This window comes from Halorientalis pallida, assembly GCF_049605515.1.
Lineage (GTDB): Archaea > Halobacteriota > Halobacteria > Halobacteriales > Haloarculaceae > Halorientalis > Halorientalis pallida_A.
The window spans coordinates 2,637,879-2,663,356 of the sequence record NZ_CP187158.1; the positions used below are offsets into that span (position 1 = coordinate 2,637,879).

The 25,478-nt window shown below is 67.3% G+C and carries 27 protein-coding genes; 15 read left to right on the forward strand and 12 right to left on the reverse strand.

What is annotated here, in order from left to right:
• Positions 1-75 precede the first annotated feature (75 nt).
• From ACOZ4N_RS15200 to ACOZ4N_RS15215, 4 genes are all read left to right on the forward strand, one after another.
• The gene (locus tag ACOZ4N_RS15200) at positions 76-870 is read left to right on the forward strand and encodes an electron transfer flavoprotein subunit beta/FixA family protein (RefSeq protein ID WP_424017213.1); all 795 of its coding nucleotides are present in this window, start codon (positions 76-78) and stop codon (positions 868-870) included.
• Entirely contained in the window at positions 867-1,838 is a 972-nt protein-coding gene (locus ACOZ4N_RS15205) for an electron transfer flavoprotein subunit alpha/FixB family protein (protein WP_424017214.1), read from the forward strand. Before ACOZ4N_RS15200 ends, ACOZ4N_RS15205 begins: the two co-directional genes overlap by 4 nt.
• Positions 1,839-2,004: 166 nt before the next feature.
• A complete protein-coding gene (locus ACOZ4N_RS15210) occupies positions 2,005-3,066 on the forward strand; it encodes a zinc-dependent alcohol dehydrogenase family protein (RefSeq protein WP_424017215.1) in 1,062 nt (353 codons plus the stop codon).
• A gap of 85 nt (positions 3,067-3,151) precedes the next feature.
• Positions 3,152-3,994: a polyprenyl synthetase family protein gene (locus ACOZ4N_RS15215; RefSeq protein ID WP_424017216.1), complete on the forward strand. Its 843-nt coding sequence runs from the start codon at positions 3,152-3,154 to the stop codon at positions 3,992-3,994.
• A gap of 225 nt (positions 3,995-4,219) precedes the next feature.
• Here the strand turns inward: ACOZ4N_RS15215 and ACOZ4N_RS15220 are convergent, their stop codons facing one another.
• The 3 genes from ACOZ4N_RS15220 to ACOZ4N_RS15230 all read right to left on the reverse strand — a co-directional run bounded on the left by ACOZ4N_RS15220 (position 4,220) and on the right by ACOZ4N_RS15230 (position 6,221).
• Complete coding sequence (locus tag ACOZ4N_RS15220; RefSeq protein ID WP_424017217.1) at positions 4,220-4,468, reverse strand: type II toxin-antitoxin system HicB family antitoxin; 249 nt, start codon at positions 4,466-4,468, stop codon at positions 4,220-4,222.
• 83 nt (positions 4,469-4,551) lie between these two features.
• Positions 4,552-5,634 carry a DUF373 family protein gene (locus tag ACOZ4N_RS15225; RefSeq protein ID WP_424017218.1) on the reverse strand — a complete coding sequence of 361 codons (1,083 nt, stop codon included), beginning with the start codon at positions 5,632-5,634 and terminating at the stop codon, positions 4,552-4,554.
• A gap of 41 nt (positions 5,635-5,675) precedes the next feature.
• Positions 5,676-6,221: a phosphate-starvation-inducible PsiE family protein gene (locus ACOZ4N_RS15230; protein ID WP_424017219.1), complete on the reverse strand. Its 546-nt coding sequence runs from the start codon at positions 6,219-6,221 to the stop codon at positions 5,676-5,678.
• 94 nt (positions 6,222-6,315) lie between these two features.
• Between ACOZ4N_RS15230 and ACOZ4N_RS15235 the strand changes: the two genes are divergently transcribed.
• A complete protein-coding gene (locus tag ACOZ4N_RS15235; protein ID WP_424017220.1) occupies positions 6,316-7,311 on the forward strand; it encodes a radical SAM protein in 996 nt (331 codons plus the stop codon).
• 103 nt (positions 7,312-7,414) lie between these two features.
• Positions 7,415-9,361, forward strand: a complete 1,947-nt coding sequence (locus ACOZ4N_RS15240) for a methyl-accepting chemotaxis protein (protein WP_424017221.1) — start codon at positions 7,415-7,417, stop codon at positions 9,359-9,361.
• Positions 9,362-9,671: 310 nt separating this feature from the next.
• Here the strand turns inward: ACOZ4N_RS15240 and ACOZ4N_RS15245 are convergent, their stop codons facing one another.
• Together ACOZ4N_RS15245 and ACOZ4N_RS15250 are read right to left on the reverse strand one after the other, a co-directional pair.
• Positions 9,672-10,211 carry a hypothetical protein gene (locus tag ACOZ4N_RS15245; protein WP_424017222.1) on the reverse strand — a complete coding sequence of 180 codons (540 nt, stop codon included), beginning with the start codon at positions 10,209-10,211 and terminating at the stop codon, positions 9,672-9,674.
• A 199-nt stretch (positions 10,212-10,410) separates the two neighbouring features.
• Positions 10,411-10,578: a DUF5786 family protein gene (locus ACOZ4N_RS15250; RefSeq protein ID WP_424017223.1), complete on the reverse strand. Its 168-nt coding sequence runs from the start codon at positions 10,576-10,578 to the stop codon at positions 10,411-10,413.
• A 113-nt stretch (positions 10,579-10,691) separates the two neighbouring features.
• Here ACOZ4N_RS15250 and ACOZ4N_RS15255 point away from each other — a divergent pair, with 113 nt between their 5' ends.
• From ACOZ4N_RS15255 to ACOZ4N_RS15275, 5 genes are all read left to right on the forward strand, one after another.
• A complete protein-coding gene (locus tag ACOZ4N_RS15255) occupies positions 10,692-11,534 on the forward strand; it encodes an alpha/beta fold hydrolase (RefSeq protein WP_424017224.1) in 843 nt (280 codons plus the stop codon).
• Positions 11,535-11,611: 77 nt separating this feature from the next.
• Positions 11,612-12,379 (forward strand): alpha/beta fold hydrolase, encoded by a 768-nt coding sequence (locus ACOZ4N_RS15260; RefSeq protein WP_424017225.1) that lies wholly within the window; start codon positions 11,612-11,614, stop codon positions 12,377-12,379.
• 188 nt (positions 12,380-12,567) lie between these two features.
• Positions 12,568-13,044: a TRAM domain-containing protein gene (locus ACOZ4N_RS15265; RefSeq protein ID WP_424017226.1), complete on the forward strand. Its 477-nt coding sequence runs from the start codon at positions 12,568-12,570 to the stop codon at positions 13,042-13,044.
• A gap of 146 nt (positions 13,045-13,190) precedes the next feature.
• Positions 13,191-13,664 carry a Tfx family DNA-binding protein gene (locus tag ACOZ4N_RS15270; RefSeq protein ID WP_424017227.1) on the forward strand — a complete coding sequence of 158 codons (474 nt, stop codon included), beginning with the start codon at positions 13,191-13,193 and terminating at the stop codon, positions 13,662-13,664.
• A gap of 32 nt (positions 13,665-13,696) precedes the next feature.
• The gene (locus tag ACOZ4N_RS15275) at positions 13,697-14,482 is read left to right on the forward strand and encodes an SDR family oxidoreductase (RefSeq protein ID WP_424017228.1); all 786 of its coding nucleotides are present in this window, start codon (positions 13,697-13,699) and stop codon (positions 14,480-14,482) included.
• Here ACOZ4N_RS15275 and ACOZ4N_RS15280 read toward each other — a convergent pair.
• From ACOZ4N_RS15280 to ACOZ4N_RS15305, 6 genes are all read right to left on the reverse strand, one after another.
• A complete protein-coding gene (locus ACOZ4N_RS15280) occupies positions 14,479-15,477 on the reverse strand; it encodes a mannose-1-phosphate guanylyltransferase (RefSeq protein ID WP_424017229.1) in 999 nt (332 codons plus the stop codon). The genes ACOZ4N_RS15275 and ACOZ4N_RS15280 overlap by 4 nt on opposite strands.
• Before the next feature lie 31 nt (positions 15,478-15,508).
• Entirely contained in the window at positions 15,509-15,790 is a 282-nt protein-coding gene (locus tag ACOZ4N_RS15285; RefSeq protein ID WP_424017230.1) for a DUF7091 family protein, read from the reverse strand.
• Between the two features lie 46 nt (positions 15,791-15,836).
• Positions 15,837-16,595, reverse strand: a complete 759-nt coding sequence (locus ACOZ4N_RS15290) for a lysostaphin resistance A-like protein (RefSeq protein ID WP_424017231.1) — start codon at positions 16,593-16,595, stop codon at positions 15,837-15,839.
• 70 nt (positions 16,596-16,665) lie between these two features.
• Positions 16,666-17,871, reverse strand: coding sequence for a hypothetical protein (locus ACOZ4N_RS15295; protein WP_424017233.1), 1,206 nt, complete (start codon positions 17,869-17,871; stop codon positions 16,666-16,668).
• Between the two features lie 2 nt (positions 17,872-17,873).
• Positions 17,874-18,290 carry a low molecular weight phosphatase family protein gene (locus tag ACOZ4N_RS15300; protein ID WP_424017234.1) on the reverse strand — a complete coding sequence of 139 codons (417 nt, stop codon included), beginning with the start codon at positions 18,288-18,290 and terminating at the stop codon, positions 17,874-17,876.
• Entirely contained in the window at positions 18,287-18,679 is a 393-nt protein-coding gene (locus ACOZ4N_RS15305) for an ArsR/SmtB family transcription factor (protein WP_424017235.1), read from the reverse strand. The genes ACOZ4N_RS15300 and ACOZ4N_RS15305 overlap by 4 nt, the downstream gene beginning before the upstream one ends.
• A gap of 197 nt (positions 18,680-18,876) precedes the next feature.
• Between ACOZ4N_RS15305 and ACOZ4N_RS15310 the strand changes: the two genes are divergently transcribed.
• The 3 genes from ACOZ4N_RS15310 to ACOZ4N_RS15320 all read left to right on the forward strand — a co-directional run bounded on the left by ACOZ4N_RS15310 (position 18,877) and on the right by ACOZ4N_RS15320 (position 20,970).
• On the forward strand, positions 18,877-19,809 hold the full coding sequence (locus ACOZ4N_RS15310; RefSeq protein WP_424017236.1) for a replication factor A: 933 nt from the start codon (positions 18,877-18,879) through the stop codon (positions 19,807-19,809).
• Between the two features lies 1 nt (position 19,810).
• Positions 19,811-20,428: an RPA family protein gene (locus tag ACOZ4N_RS15315; protein ID WP_424017237.1), complete on the forward strand. Its 618-nt coding sequence runs from the start codon at positions 19,811-19,813 to the stop codon at positions 20,426-20,428.
• 98 nt (positions 20,429-20,526) lie between these two features.
• Complete coding sequence (locus ACOZ4N_RS15320; RefSeq protein WP_424017238.1) at positions 20,527-20,970, forward strand: CopG family transcriptional regulator; 444 nt, start codon at positions 20,527-20,529, stop codon at positions 20,968-20,970.
• Positions 20,971-20,986: 16 nt separating this feature from the next.
• Here the strand turns inward: ACOZ4N_RS15320 and ACOZ4N_RS15325 are convergent, their stop codons facing one another.
• Positions 20,987-24,871, reverse strand: a complete 3,885-nt coding sequence (locus tag ACOZ4N_RS15325; RefSeq protein ID WP_424017239.1) for a PAS domain-containing protein — start codon at positions 24,869-24,871, stop codon at positions 20,987-20,989.
• Between the two features lie 350 nt (positions 24,872-25,221).
• Here ACOZ4N_RS15325 and ACOZ4N_RS15330 point away from each other — a divergent pair, with 350 nt between their 5' ends.
• The gene (locus tag ACOZ4N_RS15330) at positions 25,222-25,476 is read left to right on the forward strand and encodes a HalOD1 output domain-containing protein (protein WP_424017240.1); all 255 of its coding nucleotides are present in this window, start codon (positions 25,222-25,224) and stop codon (positions 25,474-25,476) included.
• Positions 25,477-25,478: the final 2 nt, after the last annotated feature.

Sequence of the window (25,478 nt, forward strand, 5' to 3'; positions counted from 1 at the left end):
GCGGGATGAACAGTTGTCTGCGGTTCCGGCGTTCGGAAACGTTTAACGGGGAGTAATCCACAGGTTCGGGTGAGCATGAAGATTCTCGTAACGGTAAAGGAGGTGGCGGAAGTCGAGGACGAATTCGAGATCTCCGGCGGCGATATCGCCGAGCAGTATCTCGAATACGACCTCAACGAATGGGACGACTACGCCGTCGAGGAGGCCGTCCAGATCAGCGAGGCCGAGGACGACGTGGAGGTCGTCACCGCGACCATCGGTCCGGAGCGCGCCGAGGAGACCATCCGGATGGCGCTGGCCAAGGGTGCCGACCGCGCGATCCGCGTGTGGGACGACGACATCGAGGGTGCGGGCAAGCTCGACGTCGAAACCAAGGCCGAACTGCTCGCGGGTGTCGTCGAGGAGGAAGACCCCGATCTCGTCCTGACCGGCGTCCAGGCCGGTGACGAGTCCAACGGCGCGACGGGCGTCACACTGGCCGAAAAGATCGGCTTCGAGTGGGCCGCCGTCGTCAACCAGCTCGACCTCGACATCGAGGGCGGCGTCGCCAACGTCCACCGCGAACTGGAAGGCGGCGTCGAGGAACTCACCGAGGTCGAGAGTCCCGCCGTGCTGACGATCCAGTCCGGGATCAACGAGCCCCGCTACGCGAGCCTGCGCGGTATCCGCCAGGCGCAGAGCAAGCCGCTGGACGTGCAGACGCTCGACGATGTCGGCCTCTCCGCCGACGATCTCGAGAGCCCGCTGGCCCAGACCGACATGTACGAGCCCGAGTCCGAGGGCGACGCGACGGTCTGGAGCGGCGACGCGGAGGAGACGGCCGGGCAGCTGGCTGAATTCCTCCGCGACAAGGGGGTGGTCGAGGGATGAGCGACGTTCTCGCCGTCACCGAGCACCGCCGTGGCGAACTGCGCGACGTGAGCCTGGAGATGGTCACGGCCGGCCGCGACCTGGCCGACCAGACCGGCGGCGACCTGCACCTGGCCGTCATCAGCGGCGACGTCGACGACTACGCCGAGCAGGTCAACCGCGAGGGCGTCGACGCCATCCACACCGTCGAGTACGGTGAGGAGTTCAACCACGACGTGTACACGCAGGCCATCGAACAGCTCTACGCCGAGCTGGACCCGCAGTACCTCCTGGCCCCCAACTCGGTCAACGGGATGGACTACGCCCCGGCCGTCGCCGAGGGCCTCTCCCTGCCGCTCGTGACCGACGCGGTCGACCTGGAGGAAGACGGCGGACTCACCGTCACTCGCGAACAGTACGGTGGCAAGGTCGAGACGACCATCGACGTGGAGGAAGACCACGCCGCAGTCACGATCCGGCCGGCCGAGTGGCCCCAGGCCGAGGGTGACGGCGACGCCGCCATCGAGGCGTTCGACGCCGACATCGACGAGAGCGAGATCCAGTCCACCGTCACCGGCTTCGAGGAGGTCGCCGGCGGCGACGTGGACATCAGCGAGGCGGACTTCCTGATCTCCATCGGCCGCGGGATCGACGAGGAGGAGAACCTCCCGCTGATCGAGGCGCTGGTCGAGGCGACCGACGCCACCCTCTCCTCGTCCCGCCCCATCGTCGACAACGGCTGGCTGCCCGCCAACCGGCAGGTCGGCCAGTCCGGGAAGGTCGTCACGCCCGACGTGTACATCGCCATCGGCATCTCCGGTGCAGTCCAGCACGTCGCCGGGATGAAGGGCGCAGACACCATCGTCGCGATCAACACCGACCCCAACGCACCCATCTGGGACCTCGCCGACTACGGCATCGAAGACGACCTCTTCGAGGTCGTGCCGGCTCTCATCGAGGAGTTCGGCGGCGAAGTGCCGGACGTGTAAATCGGGGCAACTCGCTTCGTTTTTTCGACGGTCGCGAACGGCGTGAGCGGCGGCGCTTCGTCGCCGGTGTCGTCCCCGCTCCGTCGCCCGCTTTGGCCGGCCACTTAGTGTGGTTCACACGCCCGCGTCAACACTTATCCCCGCACCACTCCACGGTCGAGACGATATGCGCGCAGCTGTCATCGAGGAGCACGGGGAGCCACTGGCTATCGAGGACGTAGACGCGCCGGAACCGGACCCCCACGGAGTCGTCGTCGAGACGGAGGCCTGCGGGATCTGCCGGAGTGACTGGCACGTCTGGCAGGGCGACTGGGACTGGCTGGGGATCGACGCCGGTGCAGGGCAGATCCTCGGCCACGAGCCGGCCGGCCGCGTGATCGCGGTCGGCGACGAGGTCGAACAGGTCCGGGAGGGCGACCACATCGCGATTCCGTTCAGCCTGGGCGACGGTACCTGTCCGGAGTGTCGGACGGGTCACTCGAACACCTGTGACAACGGCATTCCGCTGGGCTTCGTCGAGCAGGCCCAGGGCGCGTTCGCCGAGCAGGTCCACGTCCCCTTCGCCGACTTCAACGCGGTCCAGTTGCCCGACGGGGTCACGTCGGTCGACATGGCGGGCCTGGGCTGTCGGTTCATGACATCCTTCCACGGGCTGGCGCACCGCGCGGACGTGGGGGCGGGCGACTGGGTGGCCGTCCACGGCTGTGGCGGCGTGGGACTCTCGGCGGTCCACATCGCGGACGCACTGGGCGCGAACGTGGTCGCGGTCGACCTGAAAGACGACAAGCTCAGCCAGGCCGAGGAACTGGGGGCGGTCGAGACGATCAACGCGGCCGAGACCGAGCGCGTCCCCAAGGCGATCAAGGGGCTCACCGACGGCGGCGCGGCGGTCAGCGTCGACGCCCTCGGCGTGGCCGAGACGAGTCGGAACTCGGTGCTGAGCCTCGGGAACCGTGGGCAACATCTCCAGATCGGGCTGACGACGGAGGAGGAGAAGGGGTCGATCCCACAGCCGACCGACGCGATGGTGATGCAGGAGATCGAGTTCCTCGGGTCCTACGGGATGCCGGTCTCAAGGTACGACGAGATCTTCCGGATGGTGTCGACGGGCAAGATCGATCCGAGCGCGGTGGTATCCGAGACCGTCGGACTCGAAGACGTGTCGGACAAGCTGGCGGCGATGACCGACTTCGAGACGGACGGGATTCCGGTCGTCGACTCGTTCTGAGGGTCGTCGCGGCGGGGCGACCGGTGGGGAACGCCGACGCGTCGCTTCGTCAACCTCATTGGTCCCTGGTCCTAACTGCCCGGTAATGGAGTATCTGGAGCGCCGACGGGCGCGCGTCGAGGAGCGGCTGGAGGCGGTCCTCGACGGGGTCGAGCCGGCGGAGCTGGCCGACGAGCTGGGCCACGTCACGCTCTCGGGCGGGAAGCGCGTCCGCCCGACGGTGACGGTGCTGGTCTGTGAGACGCTGGGGGGTGACCCGGCGGACGCGGTCGATTTCGCCGTGGGCATCGAACTCGTCCACAACGCCTCGCTGGTGATCGACGACATCATCGACGACTCGGAGGTCCGGCGGGGCGTCCCGAGCGCGTGGGCCGAATTCGGCTTCGGCCCGGCGATCATCGCCTCGGACGGCCTGCTCGGTGAGGCGTTCGCCCTGTTTTCCAGCGACGAGCGGGCGATGCAGGCCGTCTCGGAGTCGATGGTCGAACTCGGCGAGGGGGAGGCGACGGAACTGGTCGCCCAGCCGGAAAACGAGGCCGAGTACATGGAACTGGCTCGCCGGAAGACGGGCGCGCTGTTCCGCGCCGCCGCCGAGCTGGGGGCTATCGCGGCCGACGCCGACGCCTACACGGTCGAGGCGTTCGGGCAGTACGCCGAGCGGGTCGGAATCGCCTTCCAGATGCGCGACGACGTGCTGGACGCGACCGCCGAGGCCGACGACCTGGGGAAGCCGACGGGTCACGACGCGGAGATGGATCGGCCGTCGCTCGTGCAGGTGACCGATCTCACCCCGGAGGAGGCCAACGAGCGCGCACGCGAGATGTCCGACGAGGCGCTGGCGTCGCTGTCGACGGTCGACGCCGAGGACTCCGAGGCCCTGGCGTATCTCGAGGATCTGGCGGAGTTCGTGGTTGTCCGTGAGCGGTGAACGAAGTGAGCCGCGAACGCAGTCCGTGAGCGGTGAGTGGGCGGCCGAACGAAGTGAGGCCGCGGAGAGCGAGCGGCGGAGCCGCTCGCTGTTCCGAGGACTCGCCGTCTCGCGGGTCGTCCCTCCCCGCTCGACCGTTCGAGGACTCGCTTCGCTCGTCCTCGCTACTCACGGCTCCCGCTGGTCGCCGTTCGTAATTACTGAGGGCTCCCTTCGGTCACCCTCCTACTGCATAAAGTCGGGCAGATCCCGGGGATCTGTGACCTCGGCCGGGTCGATCCCGTGATCCTCGAGGTAGGCCACTTCGTCGCCGATGGCCGTGCCGTCGTCGTCGGTGTAGAGGGCGACGGCTTCGTCGAGGACTTCCAGGGCTTGCTGGCGGGTTTCGCCCTGCGTGACGACGCTGGTTTCGACGTCGACCGCGGACCACTGGCCGTCGGCTTCTTCGATGAGACGGATCTCCCGGCTAGACATACCACGGCCTACGACCGTGGGTGGAATAAGCGTTCTGTCGAACTCGGCTGTGGTCACGCCGCCGGGCGGTTTCGAGTCGCGGCTCAGGCTGGTGGTCGGTTCTTCTGGACGTGGGATTCGACGACGGCGAAGGCGAGCGTGCTGACGAGTCCGAGGATGGTGCCGCCGGTGAGCGTCGCCGCGAGGAACGAGAGGGTGACCAGTTCGAGGAAGTAGGCGCTCATTCCGTAGAGGACGGCCGAGATAGCGACGACGTAGAAGGGGGCGTTGAGGTAGTGCCACTCGAACTCGCCGGCGAGGTACTCGTCGGTGACGCGGCCGAGGCTGGAGGTGATGCCGGCGGCGGCGAACCAGCGGACGGCCCCGATCACGAGCGCCGCCAGCACTTCGAGTGCGCCCAGCGTCCCGCGACTGGTCTGGGCGGTCTCCAGGGACTGGACGCCTTCGACGCCGCCGATGAGCAGGAGAGCGGCGGCCACGACGGAGGTGATCAGCGTCACGCGACCGGCGTAGAACACCGACCGGAGGCGGTCGATGGCCGAGTCCAGCGCCCGCTCGACGCCGAGGCCACGACCCAGGATGTAGAGGCCGAGCAGGCCCGAGGTGATCCCGAAGACCGCGCCCGGCAGGCCCAGCAGGTCGGCGATGATCGCCAGCGGGTAGATCAGGAGGAGAATCCCGAGGGGGACGAGGATGGTCCCGCGGGTCTCGGGGTCGTCCAGCACCTGCTTGATGGTGTAGTACATCGATTCGAGGTCCTGTGCCTGGCGGACGACGACGCGCTGGACGCCGTCGATGTAGACGCGCGACCGGATGACGGGGACGACGCTCTCGTCCTGTGCGCCGTCGGTGACGACGATGGCGCGCACGTCGTCGCTGGCGGAGATGCTCGCCAGCACGGTGTCGACTTCCTCGCCGACCTTGCGGTTTGCCGCCACGTCCTTGCCGTCGACCCCGGTCACTGCGGCGACCTCGACGTCCTCGTCCTCGATGGACTTCTGGATGTGGAGCCCCTCGAACAGGACGTTCACGTCGGAGTCCTCGGGGTCCGCGGTCGCGAGCGCCACGGCGGCCTCTTCGACGGCGTCGCGGCCGATCACCGGGGTGTCCATCCCGGTCTTGCGTCCGAGGTCGTCGTCGAGGTCCACACACAGGACCAGCAGCATTACTCGCCACTTCGCCGCTGTCGCTTATCTGCTTTTGGGCATCAGTATTCCACCGGTTCGTCCTCGCGGCCGCCGACGTACTGGTAACTGACGTACAGCAGGAGGGCCAGCGCGACGGTGAGGATGCCGTAGGCCACCGCGACCAGCAAGGCGTCGGTCTTGTCGCCGTACTCGCCCGCCCGGAAGACGATGGCTTTCCGGACCAGCGCGATGACGCCGGTGAAGATGACCAGTCGGAGGATGCGCGCGGTCTCGTCCGAGCGGGCGTAGGCGACGACCGTCTGGTACACCTCGACGATGATGAAAAGCAGGAGTGCGGTGTCGATGAACCCGATGACGACGAGCGGATCGCTGATGTCGCCCGACTGGATCTCCTGGTAGATCTGCAGGCCGAGATCGAAGACGCCGATGGCGAACAGCGCCACCAGCACGAACCCGGCGACGAGTTCGACCCACTGCATCACCTGTTCCGAGAAGCCGACGACCTGTTCGACCCACCCCGACGACCCGCTCGGTAACCGCGGCGAGTCGGCTTCCACCGTCGCTCCGTCCGAGTCGTCTCCCTCCTCCTCCGGGCGCTCGGCCATACCACGGCTAGTGACTCGGTCACAATCGGTCTTGGGTCGCCTCGGTCGCCTATCGCACGGCTTTTGCCGCTCGACGGGAAAGAAGGGGTAACCGATGATCTCGAAGGGCTGTGAACAGTGCGCCGAGGGCGGCAAGCTCGTCCTGTTCGTCTACGGGTACTGCGATCAGCGCGACTGTTTCTACTGCCCGCTCGGGGAGAACCGCAAGAACGTCACCGACGTGTACGCCAACGAGCGCAAGGTCGAGGACGACCAGGACGTGATCGAGGAGGCCGAGCGCATGGACGCGCTCGGGGCCTCGATCACCGGCGGCGAACCCCAGGAGGCCATGGCACGAACGACTCGTTATCTCTCCCTGCTCAAAGACGAGTACGGCGAGGACTTCCACACCCACCTCTACACCGGTATCACCGGCGGTCGCGAGAACATGCGCCGCCTGAGCGAGGCCGGCCTCGACGAGATTCGCTTCCACCCGCCGTTCGAGCAGTGGGGCGAGTTGCACGGCACCGAGTGGGAGGACATCCTCTACATCGCCCGCGAGGAAGGGCTGACGCCGGCCTTCGAGATTCCTGGCATCCGGCCCGAGACGGAGTTCCTGGAGTTCCTGGACGAGGGCGCGGCCGACTTCTGTAACATCAACGAGTTCGAGATGTCAGACGGCAACTACCGGCGGATGCAGGAAGAAGGCTACGAGCGGAAGGAGGGCCACATGAGCGCCGTCGAGAACTCACGCGAGGACATTCTGGAGGTCATGGGCGACCACGAGAAAGTGTACTTCTGTACCTCCGTCTTCAAGGACGCCGCCCAGCATCGCCGCCGGCTCAAGCGGATGGCCCGCACGATCCGCCGCCCGTTCGACGAGGTGACCGACGACGGCACCCTTGTCTACGGGAAGACCTGGGCCGACCCCGAGCGCTTCGAGGCGCTGGGCGTGCCCGAGGAGTACTATACTGTGAAATCCGACCACGTCGAGGTGGCGTGGTGGTTGCTGGAGGAGATGGTCGCCGACGGCGACCTCGACGAGGGCGAGATCGTCGAGCAGTATCCGTCCTACGACGGGCAGGTCGTCGAGCGCACGCCGGTGGCCTGACGCGAGCGACGGGCCGCTTCGTGGCCTCACGGCCCGAAACCACTGTTATCACGGCTGAGTCTTTCGGGCAAAGATTCATAGCGCCATTGACCGAGTTGAAGCTATGTCAGGGGCATCTGGTACAGCCGGGACGAGTGCGCCAGGGGACGAGAGTCTCCGGGACGCGCTCGCGACCTTCGTGTCGTACATCCCGGACGGGACGACGATTCCCGAGTCGACGTGGCGGGCGCGCCACCGAAACGTGATCGTCGCGACGTTGTTACAGCTACCGCTGTGGTTCCTGCTGGGCATCTACAGCGGCACGACGCCTATCGCGGAGGCGCGCATTCCGGCGACGCCGCTCCCGCTGATCTTTCTGGAGATCGGGATCGTGTTCGCGCTCGCGGCGGCGGCCTGGGCGGGCCCGTTCTCGCGGCGCGTCCGGACCGCGCTGGCGATCACCAGTCTGCTGGCCTCGTCGGTCGTCCTGGTGCAGTTCTCGGGCGGGTACATCGAGGCACACTTCCACTTTTTCGTCGCGATGGCCGTCGTCGCGACCTACGAGGACTGGCTTCCGTTCGCGCTCGGCCTGGGCTACGTCGTCTTCACCCACGGCGTGTTCGGGACCATCGAGGCCAGTCGCGTGTACAATCACACGGCCGCGATCAACAACCCGTGGGTCTGGGGCCTCATCCACGGCATCTTCGTCCTCTTTCTGGCGCTCGCACTGATGTCGAACTGGGTGTCGACCGAACGCTCCCGCGAGGAGGCTCGCGAACAGCTGGCACAGGCTCGGGACCGCGCCCAGCAGATCGACGATCTGGAGGCCAAACAGGCCGAGATCGAACGGAAACGGGAGGAGGCCGAGGAGGCCCAGGCCGAGGCCGAACGCAAGATGGCCGAGGTCCGCGAGCGAAACGAGCGCCTCGAACGGGTCGCCGACCGCTACCGGGCCCAGATGGATCGGGCGGCGGACGGCGACCTGAGCGTCCGCGTCGAGATCGACGACGAGAACGACGCGATGGGCGAGATCGGGACGGCGTTCAACGGCATGCTCGCCGAACTGGAGTCGACGGTCGAGGAGATCCAGACGTTCGCCGACGAGGTCGCGACCGAGAGCGAGCAGGTCTCGACCGAGGCCGCCGAGGCACGGACGGCCTCCGAGTCGCTCACCGAGTCCGTCCAGCGGATCACGACCGCGACCGACCAGCAGCGCGAGAAACTCGAAGCCACGGCCGACGAGATGACCGACCTATCGGCGACCATCGAGGAGGTGGCCGCCTCGGCCGAGACCGTCGCCGAGAGTTCACAGGCGACGGCCGACGTGGCGGACCGCGGCGAACGGACCGCCCACCGCGCACGCGAGCAGGCCCAGGACGTTCGGACGGCCATCGAGGCGACCGTCGAGCGCGTCGAGTCGCTGGACGAGCAGATGGACGAGATCGGCGAGATCGTCGAGCTGATCGGCGACATCGCCGAGCAGACGAACATGCTCGCGCTGAACGCCAACATCGAGGCGGCCCGCGCCGGGAACGGCGGTGGCGGGGACGCCGGCGAGGGGTTCGCCGTCGTCGCGAACGAAGTGAAGAACCTCGCCGAGGAGACCCGGTCGGCCGCGGGCGACATCGAACAGCTGATCGAGGGCACCCGGGCGGAGAGTCAGGAGGCAGTCGAGAAGGCACAGGAGGCCGAATCGAGCGTCGTCGAGGGCATCGATGCGATCGAGGACGCCGTGGCGGCGTTCGAGGACGTCTCGGAGAACGCCGCCGAAACCGACAGCGGTGTCCAGGAGATCAGCGACACGGTCGACGAACAGGCCGCGTCCACGGAGGAAGCCGTCGCGATGATCGACGAAGTGACGGACTTGAGCCGGGAGACGGCCGAGGAGACGGACACGGTGTCGTCGGTCGCTCAGGAGCAGTCGGCGTCGATCTCCGAGGTCGAGGCCGCCGTCTCGACGCTGCGGACCCGCGCCGAGGACCTGCAGTCGCTGCTGTCGGCGTTCACGGTCCAACCGGGGAGTCGAGACGCGACGGGCTCGAAACCCGCGGTCGGCGACGGCGGGCAGTGAACTAAATTTTTACTTTGCTACGAAAGAGCGCCCCGCCCTCTTTCGGCATTACCAGAACGCGGAGCGTTCTGGTTAGCAGCCAGAAGTCTTCGACGTCTGGCGACATGACGAGAGAGCGAAGCTCTCTCGAACCACGTCGGGTCGCCTTCGGCGACCACTCCTCGCAAAAATTTAGTATAAAAACTTTCTCGGCGCTCGGCGTCGCCTCGCGCCGACTGCCAGCGGGACCGTCGGTCCCGCCCTGGTCGCGCGGATGCTAGCTTCGGGCGACGGCCAGTGAAACAACCGATACAGTGACCATGCCAACGTGTCACTCTGGTGGTGTCGCACTCCATTGCTGTTGATCTTCACCCTCAGGGTTCTCGACCACGGTTACCTTACTCGGAGAGATGCCGTCCGTTTCCAGCACGAGGTCGTACAGGGCATACGCCATGTCAGCGGTACAGGTTCGCGGTGCGTCACCCCTCGTTGCTGCGCCGATCACGATCCGTAATTCGGGTCCGACAGTCATTGCGAGGTCCTGCACAGCGATTTCGTCACAGGTACTCGACCCGTACAACATCCCACCCGAGACGGTGATCCGTGTTCCATCGCCTTCGAACTCGATAGTTGGTGGAGAGTCCCCATCGAAATCCGCCGGAGGTTCGGACATGCTGAGCGTATAGCGGATTCGTTTCCCGTCATCGACAGTCGCCGTGTGGACGCTTCCTGTCAGTTCTGCCCCTTCCTCGGGACGTGTTGCACTCGATGGGGCGGTATTGGAGGACGTGTCAGAACTGGTGGATTCGAGACAGCCAGCGACCCCGACAGTACCCGCAAGAAGCGACGAGACGTAGACGCGTCGGCGCACACGTGTAGCTGTTGTCCCTCTTTCATTAACCTCTCGAATATCAAATAATCGACCACACCGTCTGTGCGGACCAGAAGCATCCGGCGCGCTCCGCGCGCCGGTTCACCGGACGCGAGCGAAGCGAGCGTCCGGACAGTTTTTATACTAAATTTTTGCGAGGAGTGGTTCGCGCTTCGCGCGAACCCGACGAAGTAAAAATTTAGTCTTTCATGTGCTGGAGCTGGTCCACCAGCTCCTCGGTGTCCTTGTCGGACTGGAACTCGACGTCGCCGGTGTCGTGGTCTTCGTGGACGTTGACGGCCTCGTCCTCGTCGGTGTCGACGTTCTGATCCTTCTGCTCGGATTCGTCGTAGCTTCCAAAGCCCATTGTGTTCCTCCCCAGAGACTCCCGGAGTAAAATCCCCCCGGTCTGGTCGCGGCGTGGATGTGATTGCCCACCACGCCACCGGGACTTTTGAGCGGGCCCGACCAAGCGGGGGCATGGCACGACGCGACGAGTTCGTCACCGTCGACGGGATCGAGATCCACTACTCGGCGTGGGGCGACCCGGCCGACTCCACAGTGCTGTGCGTTCACGGCCTCTCCCGGAACGGGCGGGACTTCGATCCACTGGCGCGCGAACTGCAGGCCGACTACCACGTGGTCTGCCCGGACATGCCGGGACGGGGCTGGAGCGAGTGGGCCGACGACCCCGCGGAGCGCTACAGCAACGCGGCCATGGTCGAGACACTGGTCGGGTTCTGTGAGGCACTCGACCTGGGTTCGCTCCGGTACGTCGGCACGTCGATGGGCGGCGGGCTTGGCATGGCGCTGGCCGGGGGGCCGCTCGCCGACCGGATCGAGCGGCTGGTGATCAACGACATGCCGCCGAATCCGGAGGCCGATTCCGCGCCCGAGGCGCTCGGGCGGATCATGGAGTACGTCCCCGACCCGCCGACGGTCGAGACGGTGACGGAACTGGAGGCGTACTTCAGGGACCTGTACGAGGGGCGGTTCAGCGAGATGACCGACGCCGAGTACCGGCGGTTGACCAGGACCTCGGCGCGGCGGACAGACGACGGTCGTGTCACGACACACTACGATCCGCGCATCCTCGCCGGCGAGGACGGCGACGAGGGCCCCGACCCGTGGGACGTGTGGGCGGCCATCGACGTGCCGATCCTGCTGTTCCGCGGAGTCGACTCCGACATCCTGCCCGAAGACGCCTACGAGCGAATGTGCGAGGCCCAACCCGAGGCAGAGACGGTCGAGATCGACTGCGGCCACGCGCCGGCACTGAACACGCCCGAACAGATCGACCCGATCCGGGAGTTCTTCGCGTGAACGGTGGGGGTACTTGAATACCCCCAGCACTGAGAGAAGGGGTTATCTCGGCCACCCCACAACGAGGGGGTCCGTTCATGTTCACAGTCGAATCAGCGGATGGGACGAAGATCGCGTGCGAACGACGAGGCGACGGGCAGCCGCTCGTGCTGGTCCACGGTGGGTCCGGGACGCGCCACAGCTGGGACGCGCTGGTGCCCCACCTCACCGACGAGTTCGCAGTCGTCACCCCCGACCGGCGCGGCCGGGGCGAGAGTGGCGATGCGGACGACTACAGCCTCGACCGGGAGGTCGCGGACGTGCGGGCGGTCGTCGAGGCGGTCGACGGCGAGCCGATCCTGTTCGGGCACTCCTTCGGCGGGCTGGTATCGCTGGAAGTCGCCAGAGACGGTGGACTCGCGGGGGCGATTCTCTACGAGCCGGCGATACTGGTCGGTGAGCATCGCGGCGACGACCTGGCGGCGCGGATGGACGCCCACCTCGATGCTGGCGAGCGCCGCGAGGCGATGGCGGAATTCTTCCGGGATTCGGGGGAGGTCGAGGACCCGGAACGGCTCCAGTTCTGGCCCGAGGGGGTCAACTTCCACCTGGCGGAGACGGTCGTGCGGGAGAACTATGCCGTCGAGGAGTACCGACTCGCCGACGACCACACACTCCCACAGCCGACACTCCTGCTCACGGGCGAGCGCGGGCCGACACATCTCCGGGACGCGGTGTGGGAACTGGACGACCGGCTGACCGACGCCGAGACGGTCGAGATGGACGGTGTCGGCCACACGGCGATCTTCTCGGACCCGTCACAGGTCGCCACGGAAGTCAGGCGGTTCGCGGAGGTGGTGCAGTAGCGGGGGCGGTGCGGAAGTTGTCGAGCATCCGCGCGCCTGCGGCGCGCGGTTCTACGCGAGCGCGGCGATGCCGCGCTCGCGCCTTTTTCGCCCACGTTTCTGCGAGCGAGGGTGGCGGCGAGCCGCCACCCCCCGAAGTAAAAAGGTGGGTCGTAAGCGTTTAATCTCCGCTGTGAGTACGCCTCAGTATGCCGGATTGTCCACTGGCGGACGACTGCCCCAGTTTTAGCGAACGAATCGAAGGCATGGGGTGCCAGCACTACGGGGACCGCGGCGGCGCGGAGTGGTGCAGCCACTACAACCAGCCGATCCGCGACCTGAAAGAACAGCCGGTCCAGCCGGGCGAGGAAGTCGTCGTGACGGTCGAGGACATCCACGAGAGCGGGGCCGGCGTCGGCCGCACGGAGGACGGGTTCATCGTGATGGTCGACGGCGTCCTGCCGGAGGCCCGGGCGCGCGTCCAGATCACGCGCGTCCACTCGAATCACGCCAAGGCCGAGGAGGTCGAGCGCCTCCCGCTCGAAGACGAGGCCGAGGAAGCGGACGAAGACGACGAAGTCGAGGCCGAGGAGGCGGCGGATGCCGATGCCGACGAAGCCGAGGCCGACGACGAGGACGAGGACAAGCCACACCTCGGGAGTCGGGACAACTTCTGGGGCAGTTGAAGCGGCTCGGGGGGTCGTGACCGGCAGGACTGTGGACAATCCAGACTCTCGGTGCCCCAACCTGACGGCTGTCACCGGGCGTTCGGACGGTGGGTTTTTCGCGCGGGCGGTGTTACCGCTGTGCAACGGACACGTGGGACACACGAATGACTGACGACGAGATCGACGTCGACGGGATTCTGGAGCGGGCGGGATTCGATCCCGCGGCGAACGTCCTGACGCGGCGACAGGCGGAAGTGCTGGCACTGCGCGAGCGGGGACTGGCCCAGGCCGAGATCGCCGACCTGCTGGGCACGTCGCGAGCGAACGTCTCCAGTGTCGAGTCCAGCGCCCGCGACAACGTCTCGAAGGCGCGTGAGACCATCGCGTTCGCGGAGACGTTGCGCGCGCCGGTTCGGATCACCCTCGATGCGGGGACGGACCTCTACGACGTGCCGGCGCGGGTGTTCGCGGAGTGTGACGAGGTCGGGGTCAAGGTGAACCACACGGCCCCGGAACTCATGAAGCGGATCAGCGACGAGGCCGGCGACGCGGTGGTCGGGCGCAACGTCGAGCGGCGACTGTTCGTCGGCGTCACCAGCGACGGCGCGGTGCGGGTGCGCCAGCGGCCCGAGGAGTGAGCCTTTAGGCGGCGGCCGCCGTCGGCCCGGACATGGATCTCGAACTCGACGGGAACGCGGTACTGTGTACGGCAGCCAGCAGCGGCCTCGGTCTGGCCAGCGCCGAGTCGTTCGCCCGGGAGGGCGCGGACGTGGCGATCTGTGGCCGCTCGCCCGACCGGCTCGACGAGGCCGAGGCCGCCCTGCAGGAACTCGGTGACGGCGACGTGCTTGCGGTCGAGGCCGACATCACCGACGCCGACGACATCGAGCGGTTCGTCGGCGAGACCGTCGACGCGTTCGGGGGGCTGGATCACGTCGTCACGAGCGCGGGCGGCCCGCCGAGCGGCCCCTTCCTCGACATGGACGACGCGGACTTCTACTCGGCGTACGATCTGCTGGTGATGAGCGTGGTGCGGACGACCCGGGAAGCCTACCCACACCTGCAAGAGAGCGACGCGGGGACCATCGTAAACATCACCTCCCGGTCGGTGCAGGAGGTCATCGACGGACTGGTCCTCTCGAATTCGGTCCGCCGGGCGGTCATCGGGCTGATGAAGACCCAGGCGCGGGAGTTCGCGCCCGACGTGCGGGTGAACGCGGTCCTGCCGGGGGCACACGAGACAAGCCGCATCGAGGACCTGATCGAGCAGAACATCGACCGCGGCGAGTACGAGAGCTACGACGAAGGGCTGGACGACTGGTCGGACGGCATCCCGCTGGAACGGATCGGCGACCCCGAGGAACTGGGCGAGACGGTCGCGTGGCTCTCCAGTGAGGCGGCGAGTTACGTCACCGGCGCGGCGGTGCCGGTCGACGGCGGGAGTCTGCGGAGCTAGTACAGGCCGTCGGCACGCAACTGCGCGACGATGTCGCGCACCTCCTGCGCGCGATCCTTCGGGATCACCAGCGTCCGGTCGCCGTAGCTGGCGATCACTAGATCCGAGACGCCGACCAGACTGACGTGGCCGTCGGTGGCGACGACGTTGTCGGTGGCGTCCTCGAGTAGAGCGTCGCCCAGCACCACGTTGCCCGCCTCGTCGGCGTCGAGGAGGCGTTCGACGGCGTCCCACGAGCCGAGATCGTCCCACTCGAAACTCGCGGGGACGACGTAGGCCTTGTCGGTGCGTTCGAGGACGGCGTAGTCGACGCTGACGGGGTCGACGGCCGCGAAGCCGCGGTCGGGGTCGCCGCTGTCCATGGCCTCGACGAGCGGGCCCAGCGAGGACTGTCGGGCCTCGCCGAGGAAGGCGTTGGGCGTCCACGCGAAGATGCCGGCGTTCCAGTAGTAGCCCTGCTCGACGTACCGTTCGGCGGTGTCGCGGTCGGGCTTTTCGGTGAAGGAGGCGACGGTGTGGTAGCCGTCCCGTCTTTCCCCTGGTTCGATGTAGCCGTACCCCGTCGCGGGGCGGGTGGGTTCCACGCCGACGGTGACGAGGCCGCCGGTGCTGTCGGCGACCTGCGCGGCCGTGCGGGCGGTGCCGGCGAAGTCGCCGTCGATCCGGTGGTCGCTTGGCAGGGTGACCATGACGGCCTCGCTCAACTGGTCGCGGATGCGATGGGCCGCGTACACCATGGCGGGGCCGGTGTCTCGCGGTTCGGGTTCGGTGAGGACGGCGGCCTGTGGCGCGTGCTCGCGGACGGATTCGGCGAATTCGGGGCGGGTGAGGACGTACACCTCGTCGGCGAAGCCGGCGCGGTCGACGGTGGCCGAGAGCAGCGACTGCTCGCCGTCGAACGACTGGAACTGCTTGGGCCGGTGGCTCCGGCTGGCGGGGTAGAGCCGGGTGCCGGTGCCACCGGCGAGGACGACGGCGACGAGCGGACGGTCCATACCGGCGTGACGGCCGCTCGGGGGAAAAAGCCTACCAGGTCTCGACGACGCCCTCGCGCACGTCCTCGACACAGCCCTGGCAATCGCGGTGGTCGGGGTCGAAACAGGCGGGGCGGCCAGCGTCGTCGAGCGCGACGGCGCGTTTCTCGGCGTAGCGGCGACAGACGAGCTTCGCGCGGCCCCGCTCGTCCTGGGGGAGGTCTGCCAGCGCGGCCCGTTTGGCGTCGCTGTAGGCGCGTTTCGCCTCGGCGAACTGGTCGCCGGCCGACCGGAGGTTCTCGACGAACCGGCGGAGTCGCCCGTCCTCGTCCATACCCGCAGTTGGGGGGCCGGCTACTAAGAGACGGCGCTCGATCCGGTCATATGCCTGCCAGTGCCACGGTGTCGGCCAGATAGATACTGCCGAACAGCGTCGCGTTGTAGAGGCCGTGGACGAGTGCCGGGACGGTGAAGTTGTCCGTGATCTCGTAGACTGCGCCGAAGACCAGACTCGGGACGGTGAGGATGCTGATCGTCACGAGCGCCGCCTGTGGCGTGGCACCGACGAAGGAGAAGACGTGGATCGGTGCGAACATCAGCGTGGCCAGGACGATGGCGGCGGCCGGGTGGAACTCCTCCCGGAACCGGCCCTGGATGACGCCCCGAAAGAGGAACTCCTCGCCGGGGCCGTTGAGCAGGAAGACGAAGGGGAGCAGGAACGGGACGAACCCGGGATTCTCGGCGACGACCTGCCCGGCCTGGTTCTCCGCGGCGGTCGTCCCGGTGACCTGGATCACGACCCCGGCGATGCTGACGAGGACGAGCGCTCCGAGCCAGCCGCCGACGATCACGCCGATCTGGCGGAGGTTCGGGATCGCGGTCGGGACGAATTCCCACACGCGCCGGCCTCGATACCGGAGGTACGCGTAGCCGACGACGGGGAAGCCGACACCCTGCACGGCGATCAGATTCAAGATCAGGAGGCTCTGATTCGACAGGTCGAGTCCGAGACCCAGGATGAGAACGGCCATCAGGGCGAACAGCACGCCCACGCCCAGGACGATGCCGCCGATCGTGAGGCACAGGCCTGCCGCGAGCAACCCGACGCGTCGCCAACTCACCGCCGTCCCGATGTCCATACCCCTCCTTCTCGGGAACGGACAAAAAGACCGGCGAGTTCGACCGGCGTCGAACCCGCTCGCCCGCGTTTCAGGGCGTCGGAATCCACACTGCCGAGGGGAGGACGCCCGCGATGGCGAGCAGGCCGATCAACAGCGAGGTCAGGACGATGCTCGCCGCCGGCGGGTCGAGGTGGGTCTCGGCGTGGGCGTAGAAGATCCGCTGTGTCACCTCGCCCAGCAGTGCGCCGACGAGGCCGAACAGCGCGCCGACGAGGAGTGCCTGTCCGAGCGGGACGGCACCCGTGACGAGCCCGGGCGTCAGCGGTCCCGCAGTCGGCTCGACCAGCGCCAGGACGGCGGTGCTGGCCGGGAGCGCGATGTGGTGCGTGACGGGGATCTCGGCCACGTCGGCGTTGAGGAACACGAGCGCGACGACGCTGAGCCCGAACGCGAGGAACGGGCTGGCGGTCAGGTAGGCCACGTACGCGCCGAGGACGCCGACGACCAGCCCCAGCATCGCGACGTTGGGCCAGCGATACTGGTAGGGGAGCCACGGCTCGACGCGCCGGACGCCACCGTCGGACTGTGTGTCCGACGAGGCCCCGCTCGCGCCACTCGCGGGACCACCGTCGGACTGTGTGTCCGACGAGGCCCCGCTCGCGCCACTCGCGGGACCACCGTCGGACTGTGTGTCCGACGTGGATCGGGGAGCTTCGCTTCGCTCACCGCCGTCCGCCAGCGTCTCGCTCTGTCCCTCCTCGGCTCGCTCGTAGGGGCGCATGTCGAACCACCGGCGCGGCCCGGCACCGACGAGGCTGTAGCCGAAGGCGACGCGGTGGGCCAGTGCGGAGCCGACGACGCCGAGCGCGACGGGGTCGACAGGGACGGCGAGCGAGGCCGAGGCGGTCGCGATCCAGTAGCCGACGACGCCGAACAGGCCGCCGACCGCGAGCACGTCCGGATCGCTCCCGAGCCCGCGGGTCACCTCCTTGGCCTGGTGGTACTCGAAGTCGGTGTCGAGATAGCCGCGCTTCGTGGCGTAGGCCAGCGCCGCCGCGCCGCCGCCGAAGGCGACGTGGGGGCCGAGGACGACGCCGAACGCGACCGAGCCCGTGACGTCGACCGGCAGTGTCTCGACGCCGACCGTCCGGGCCGCCAGCGCGTAGAGTTCGCCGACGACGACGAACAGGCCCGCGAGCGCGAACGAGGGGAGCGCGCCGATGGCCGCGCCGAACGCGCCGCCAGCGAACGCCGCGACGAGCATCTCCAGCGCCCACAGTTCCGACAGCGCCACGGTCAGGCCTCCCGTTCGATCTCGTCGAAGAGGTCGCTGACGCGACCCTCGATCTCGTCGCGGATCGCCCGCACGGCGTCGCGGTCCTGCCCGTCCGGGTCGTCGAGCGCCCAGTCGCGCACGTCCGGGCCGTCCGCGTCGAGTTCGAGGGTCGAACAGCCCATCGTCGCGACGTAATCACAGGCGTTCAGTTCGGCGGTGTCGATCTCGCGGGGTTCCCGGTCCGAGAGGTCGAATCCCACTTCGCCCATGACCTCGATAACTTCCTCGTGGACCGCGTCGGCGGGGTGGGTCCCGCCCGTCAGGATCGCCACGTCGTCTTCGAGCCCGCGCTCCTCACGTTCCCGCTCCGCGAAGGCCGTCGACATCTGGGAGCGCCCGGCGTTCTGGACGCAGACGAACGCGATCCGGACGGTCATCGCTCACCCCGCGTGTCGTCCAGTGCGGCGAGCAGTGCCTCGGCCCGCTCGGTCGCCTCGTAGTACCGCCAGGTGCCGTCTTTTCGCCGGGTCACGAGGCCGGCCTCCCGGAGGTCCGAGAGGGCGTGGCTGATCGCGCTGTCGCTCACGTCGATCACGGGGTCGATCTCACAGACACAGAGTTCCCGCCCGGCCGCCGTCAGCAGCCGCACGATCTCGTAGCGCGTGTCGTTACCCAGCGTCTTCAGCGCGTCCAGATCGGTCGCGTAGTCGTCCGCGCCCGACGACCGGTACTCACGGAGCGTGTCCAGTCGATCCGCCACGTCGGCCGCGCAACACTCGCCCGACTCCTCGGTGATGAGCCGCTCGATCCGCTCGGTCTCGCTCATACCTGAGTATCTGAACAACTGTTCATATATGGGTTACGGACCCCGTGCCGGCGGCCGTGGCCGCCGCAGCGAGTCCGAGGCGTCCCGCCGCTGTCTGGCGGTTTCACTTTCACTCCGGGTGGGCCGAGCCTTTATCACCGAAGCCGACCAACGCTCACTTGCCTCCCATTGAAAACGACGCGGAGGCAGTGAGAGCAATGACAGATTTGCGTACCCAGGCGGAAGAGATACACGAGCAGTTTTCCGATCAGCTAGAGATCTCGGTCGACGACGTCCACGAGCGACTGGAGACGCTCGTCGAGGAGTACAAGGTACCACTCGACGAGGCGCGCCGGAGCGTCACTAGCACGTACCTCGACGAGGCGGACATGGACCGCGAGGAGCTGTCGGGCGGTGGCGGCAACGAGCAGGTTCAGGTCAGCGACGTGGACGCGGCCGAGGAGTGGATCGACCTGACGGCGAAGGTCGTCGAGCTGTGGGAGCCAAACAGCGACGCGGTCGCACAGGTCGGCCTGCTCGGCGACGAGACGGGCACGATCAAGTTCACGAAGTGGTCGAAGTCGGACCTCCCGGAACTGGAAGACGGCGAGGTCTACCACCTGCGTAACGTCGTGACCGACGAGTACCAGGGTCGGTTCTCGGTCAAGCTCAACCGGACGACGGTCATCGAGGACGCCGACGAGGACATCGAGGTCGGCGACGACGACACGACCGTGGAGGGCGCGCTGGTGGACATCCAGAGCGGGTCCGGACTGATCAAGCGCTGTCCCGAGGAGGACTGTACGCGCGTCCTCCAGAACGGGCGCTGTTCCGAACACGGCGAGGCCGAAGGCGAGTTCGACCTCCGGATCAAGGGGGTGCTCGACGACGGCGAGGACGTGCACGAAGTGATCTTCGACAAGGAGGCCACGGAGGACTTCACGGGGATCACGCTCGAAGAAGCCAAAGAGATGGCCATGGACGCGCTGGACACGACGGTCGTGGCCGACAAGATGCGCAAGGAGACGCTGGGTCGGTACTACCGGGTGACGGGACCGACGTTCAGCCGGTACGTCCTGGCCGACGAGGTCGAAGAACTGGACGGGGCGGTGGATGCGGAGGAGACGCTCATCAAAGCGAGGTCGATCTAACATGGCAGCAGTCCCATCCCGCGAGGTCGCACGGCGCGTGTTCGCCCGCGAGTTCAACGACGCGAGCTACACGTTCAAGGAATCGGACGACGAACGCGCCCCGGTCTATCTGTTGCTCCCGACGGGCGAGCGGGCCAACCGGATCTTCCTGGTGGGCACGCTCACGGAGACCGAGGACGTTGGCGAGGACAGCGAGTACTGGCAGGGACGGGTCGTCGACCCGAACGGCGACACGTTCTTCATGTACGCCGGGCAGTACCAGCCCGACGCCGCCTCGATGCTCCGGGAACTGGAGCCCCCGGCCTACGTCTCCGTCGTCGGCAAACCCCGGACCTACGAGACCGACGACGGCGAGGTGAACGTCTCGGTCCGGCCCGAATCCATCACCACTGTGGACGAGGCCACCCGCGACCGCTGGGTCGTCGAGACCGCCGAGCGGACCATCGACCGCATCCAGCGCTTCACTGCGGCCGACGAGGAAGACGGTGCGGCCGTCGACGAGTACGTCCGGATGGCTCGCGAGGAGTACGACCTGCCGGTCGAGAACTACCGTCGGGCCGTCACCGAGGCCCTGGAGAGCCTCGAAGCGGACGACGAGCAGGTCGAAGCCTCGCCCTGACGCGGTCCGGTCGCGCTCGACTTTCTTTCACCCGCCACGGCGAACGTGCGAGCGTCTGACAAACCTTCAAGTAGGAGTAGTGACGAGTTGGGCGTACGATGGGCAACAAGAACAAGACGATCTCCTTTCGCGTGAGCCAGGAGAAATTCGAGACGCTCCGCGAGATCGCCGAGGAGCGGGATCTCTCGCTCTCGGCCGTCTTCCGCGACTACGTGGACCTGCTCGTTGCCCACGACGGCCAGGTCGAGGTCGTCCCGGAACACGAGTTGACCGACAGTACCGACACGAGCGGGACGAGCTTCCCGCCGAAGGTCGAGGTGCCAAAGAGCTTCGTCCGCGAACACGAGCGACTGGAACTGGAGGCCGAACACCTCCGGGAACAGCTGGAAGAACACAAACGCTACGTGACGAAGCTCCGGCAGGAACTCGACGCCCACGAGGAGGGCGAGGAGGTCATTCAGCTCGAAGACCTGGACGGCGACGAGGACGAGGACGACGAACCGTCCTATCGGATCGGCAGTAGCTTCGACGAGTCGATCTGACCCGGCCGTCTCGAACCTATTGACTGTCTCCCGATTCGGTCGAGAACAGCTGTTCCATGAGCCGTTGCTGGGCGAGTCTGAGGTGGCGATTGACGGTCGGCTGTGAGACGCCCAGCATCGCGGCGAGTTCTTCGCCGGTCGTCTCGCGGGGCTGTTCGAAAAAGCCCGCGAGGTAGGCGGTCTCCAGCACTTCGCGCTGGCGGTCGGTGAGCGCCTCGAACAGCGTCGTGACGAGTTCCCGTCTGGTGTGGGTACTGCGCTCGACGTGTCGCCGGGCGACGAGTTCGACGCTGGGGTGGTCCTCCTGGAGCATCTCGACGAACTCGCGCACGTCGGTGCCGGTCGGGAGGTCGACGACGACATCCATGCCGGTGTGGTCGGCGGTGATGGACTGGGGGCGGCCGCCGTGGCTGACGAGTTTCGCGGCGACCAGCGGGGCGGCGGTCGTCACCTCGAACAGGGAGCCGTCGGCGTCGCTGATCAGCCGGGTGTCGGTCACGGAGACGAGGCCGCCCAGCACGTCGCGGACGGCGTCGGGGTCGGTCTCGTGAGCGACGAAGAAGACGCGGTCGTCGTCGTCGGGGACGCTGGCCAGCCCCTCGTACTCGACGCGGCAGTCGGCCTCGCGGGCGATGCGGGCCAGCAGGTCGTCGGCGTCCTCGAACCGGAGTTCGAGTTCGAGCAGGGTCTCGGCGTGCAGCGCCTGACGGGTCTTGGCGGCGGTGATCGAGTTGGCGATGGACTCGCCGAGTTCGGCGAACACCGAGCGTTCGAGGTCGCCGAACGCGCCGGGTTCGGTCGCGTAGACGGCGAGGACGCCGTAGGAGTACTCGTCGAAGACGAGGGGGACGGCCACGGCCGAGTGGAAGCCGTGTGCGAGTGCGGGCTTGCGCCACCCTTCCCGCTGGAGGTCGTCGACGACGTTCTCGACGATGACGGGGGATTCGGTCCGGGCGGCCTGCCAGGCCGGTTCCGGGGTGGCTGCGGTGCCGTCGGCGGCGATGGCGTCGAGGTAGCTCTCACCCTCGCCGGCCCACTGGCGAGCGGTGACGGACTCCCCGTCGGGGTCGAGCGCCCCGATCCAGGCGAAGCTGATGGTGTCGTCGGTGACCAGTCGCTCACAGACGGCGCGCTCGATCTGTTCGTGGGTGTTCGAACCGATCAGCGACTGGTCGATAGAGCGGATGATCTCGTTGATCTGGATCTGTCGACGGAGCCGTTCGTTCTGGGCTTTGAGTTCGGCGTCGCGTTCGCGGAGCGTGGCCTCGCTGTCCAGTCGGTCCAGCGCGGCCTCGGTCGTCGCCACGAGCGTCTCGACGAGCTGTCGGGTGGTGGCGTCGAGTCCCCCGTCACGCGAGAGGGCGACGAAGACGCCGTGGTCGCCGATGGGCACGAGGACGCCGTTCCGGACGCCATCGTCGAACAGCCCGGTGCCGTCGGTCGCCTCGCCGTCCTCGACGATGGTCCGGGTCTCGGTGACGAAGGTGTTCCACACCAGCGAGTCGGCGTCGCCGACGGTGACCGCGGGCGGTCCGTCGTAGAGGTCGGCGAAGGAGTCGGTGAACGCGGTCGGTTCGAGCGTGTTCGTCTCGCTGTCGAGCAGGTAGATGCCGACCGCAGGCGTGTCGACGACCTCGGTCGCCACGTCCAGGACCAGTTCGGTCACGTCGCTCTCGGTTTCGGTCCCCAGCAGGCGGCGGGCCGCGTCGTGGAGCGACTGCAGCGCCAATTCGCGGCGCTTCTGGTCGGTGACGTCCATGATGACGCCCTCCAGCGCCTGGAGGTTCCCGCCGTCGTCGAACACCCCGCGGCCCTGTTCCCAGAGCCAGCGTCGCTCGCCGTCCGCGTCTTCGATCCGATAGGTGAGCTGGAAGGGGTCGCGGTTCTCGACGGCGTCCTGCACCGTCGTCCAGATCTCGTCGTTGTCGTCGTCGATGACGTCTTCCCCCCAGACTACGTCGCCGTCCTCGATCGTCTCCGGGTCGTAGCCGGTCACAGCGCGACACCCCTCGCTGACGAACTCGAAGGGCCAGTCCGGTTCGTTCGCACAGCGATAGACCATTCCGGGGATGTTACCGATCAGCGTCGAGAGTACACGCTCGCGTTCCCGGAGTTGTTCTTCACGCTCCCTGCGCTCGCTGACGTTCCGGCCGATGCCGGCGATGGCCGGGTCGCCGTCCGGGGTCTGGACCCGTGTCGCCACGAACTCGTGGGGGATCGACTCGCCGTCCTTGGTCAGGAAATCCACCTCCACGCGAGTCCGCCCGGTTTCGGACACGTCGTCGATGGCCGCCTCGATGTCGGGCCGATCCGCCTCGGTGAAGAAGTCGGTGGCGTGCATCGAGGCGATCTCCGCGTCGTCGTAGCCGGTTACCGCCGGGAGGCTCTCGTTCCACCGCGTCAGGTTGCCGTCCCGGTCGAGCGCGTAGAACACGTCGTCGATGGCGTCGAGGATGTCGTCCGTGAACTCTTTGTAGCGTTCGAGTTCCCGCTCTTTCTCCGTGCGTTCGGTGATGTCCCGGCTGATGCCGATGATACCGACGATTTCGCCGTTCTCGTCGCGGAACGGATACTTGTTGTCGAGGAAGACGGACTTCTCGCCGTCGATACGCCGGGTCCGCTCGACGACGATGGACTCGCCGGTTTCGAGGATCGTCCGGTCGTCCTCGCGGATCGAGGCGGCACTCTCATCGTCGAACAGATCGTGGTCGGTCTTGCCCACGAGTTCGTCCCGGTCGAGCCCGAAGAACTCCGCGCTGGCCTCGTTGGCGAACTGGTAGTTCCCCTCGCGGTCTTTGATGTAGATGGGGTTGATCGTGTTCTCGACGATCGCTCTGAACTGGCGCTCGCGGTCTCTGCGTTCGGTCACGTCGCGTGCGACGCCGACGATGCCGCCGAACTCGCCGTCGACGGTCAGACGCGTCATCCGGTACTCGACGACCGCGTGGCCGGCCTCGGGGTACGTCGATTCGTACTCCCCGCGAATCTCCTCCCGGTGGCCGTCGACCAGTTCCTGGTAGGGGTCGGTCCCGTCCGCCCCCGACTCGCGGACGTGTTCGACGAGGTGGCTCTGCGTACCTTCGAGGTCCTCGGGCGTCGTTCGATAGAAGTTCGCGATCGCCTGGTTGACGACCTCGAACTGCCCGTCCGCGTCGTAGATACAGGCGGAGTCACGCATCGCGTTCACCAGCCCGCGGTACCGTTCGAGGTCTCGCTCGCGCTCCTTGCGGTCGGTCACGTCACGGGCAGAGACGACCAGTGACACCACCTCACCGTCCTCGGTGACGGGGCGAATCGTCCCCTCTCTGCTGAACCGCTCGCCGGCCGCGTCGGTGAGATCCGCCTCGTAACTGACGTACTCGCCGGTCGCTGCCCGCTCGACCTTCTCCTTGATCATCGCCTGTGCGTCCTCGTGACCGGCCCACCACGGCGTCTCCCAGAAGGGAACGCCGGCGACGTCGTCCGGGCCTGCGTCGATGTAGGACATCGCCGTCTCGTTGCTCCGCCGGTGGGTTCCGTCGGGGTCCAACAGCCCGACGAGCATCCCCGGGTCCTCGAAGACGGCCTCGAACCGGCTCCCACCCCGTGGTGGCGCTGGTGTCTCGCCCCCGGTGGACACGTCCGGATCGTCGGCGGCGGCGAGCATCGCTGCCAGCGCGTCGAGTTCGGTCGCGAGTTCACCGAGTCCGTCGCCCCGGTCCGTCGGCACGTCGATGTCGTAATCGCCGTCCTCGAGCCGTCGCACCTGCTCGATCAGGCGGTCGATGACGCCGTCGGCGTCGTGGTCGACCGCGAGTCCGACGACGAGTACGGGGACGACGCCGTCACCACCGGCTATCCCGGCGAGCGTCCGGAGCCACGCGCCGCCGGTGCCCGCCAGCAGCACACTCCCGACGGCCACGAGTGTGACCGCCAGGGCCCAGTGCCATCTTCGGCCCGGCCGGTCCCGACCGACCGGGCGACGGGGGACGCGAACGCGCACTCGGCTAGCTATGCACAGCAGGTTGAAAAACCTACACGATTATTGAACGGAGTCGACACGAAGTCGCTCAAAAGTGGCAACCGATAGACCGAGCCGTCGCGCAGGTGGCGGCCGGGTATGCGAATCGATCACGATGGTCAGGGACACCGGAAAACCGACCGACTGCACGGTGATCGGCTGGACGGGGCTATACACATAGCGTCCGGATCGGGCCGATGGCTCGGCATATGTCGGAGAAACGGATGCCGACGAACGTCCTTCGAATGTGTATGGAAGCGCACTCACGACAGGCGGCGGTCGAACGGATCAGCACGCGAGTGATCGAGTCGATAGCGGACGCACGCGGCGTCGATCCGACCGACCTCGACGTGCCGCTGTACTGGGAGATCGACCTCGAAGCACTGGATCGGCTCTGTGCGAGTGACACGGATGGCCTCGTCGTGACGTTCACGTACGACGGGACGACGGTGACCGTTCGGGGCGACGGCCGTATCGAGGTCGGCAGCGCGGTCTACGAGGCCTGATA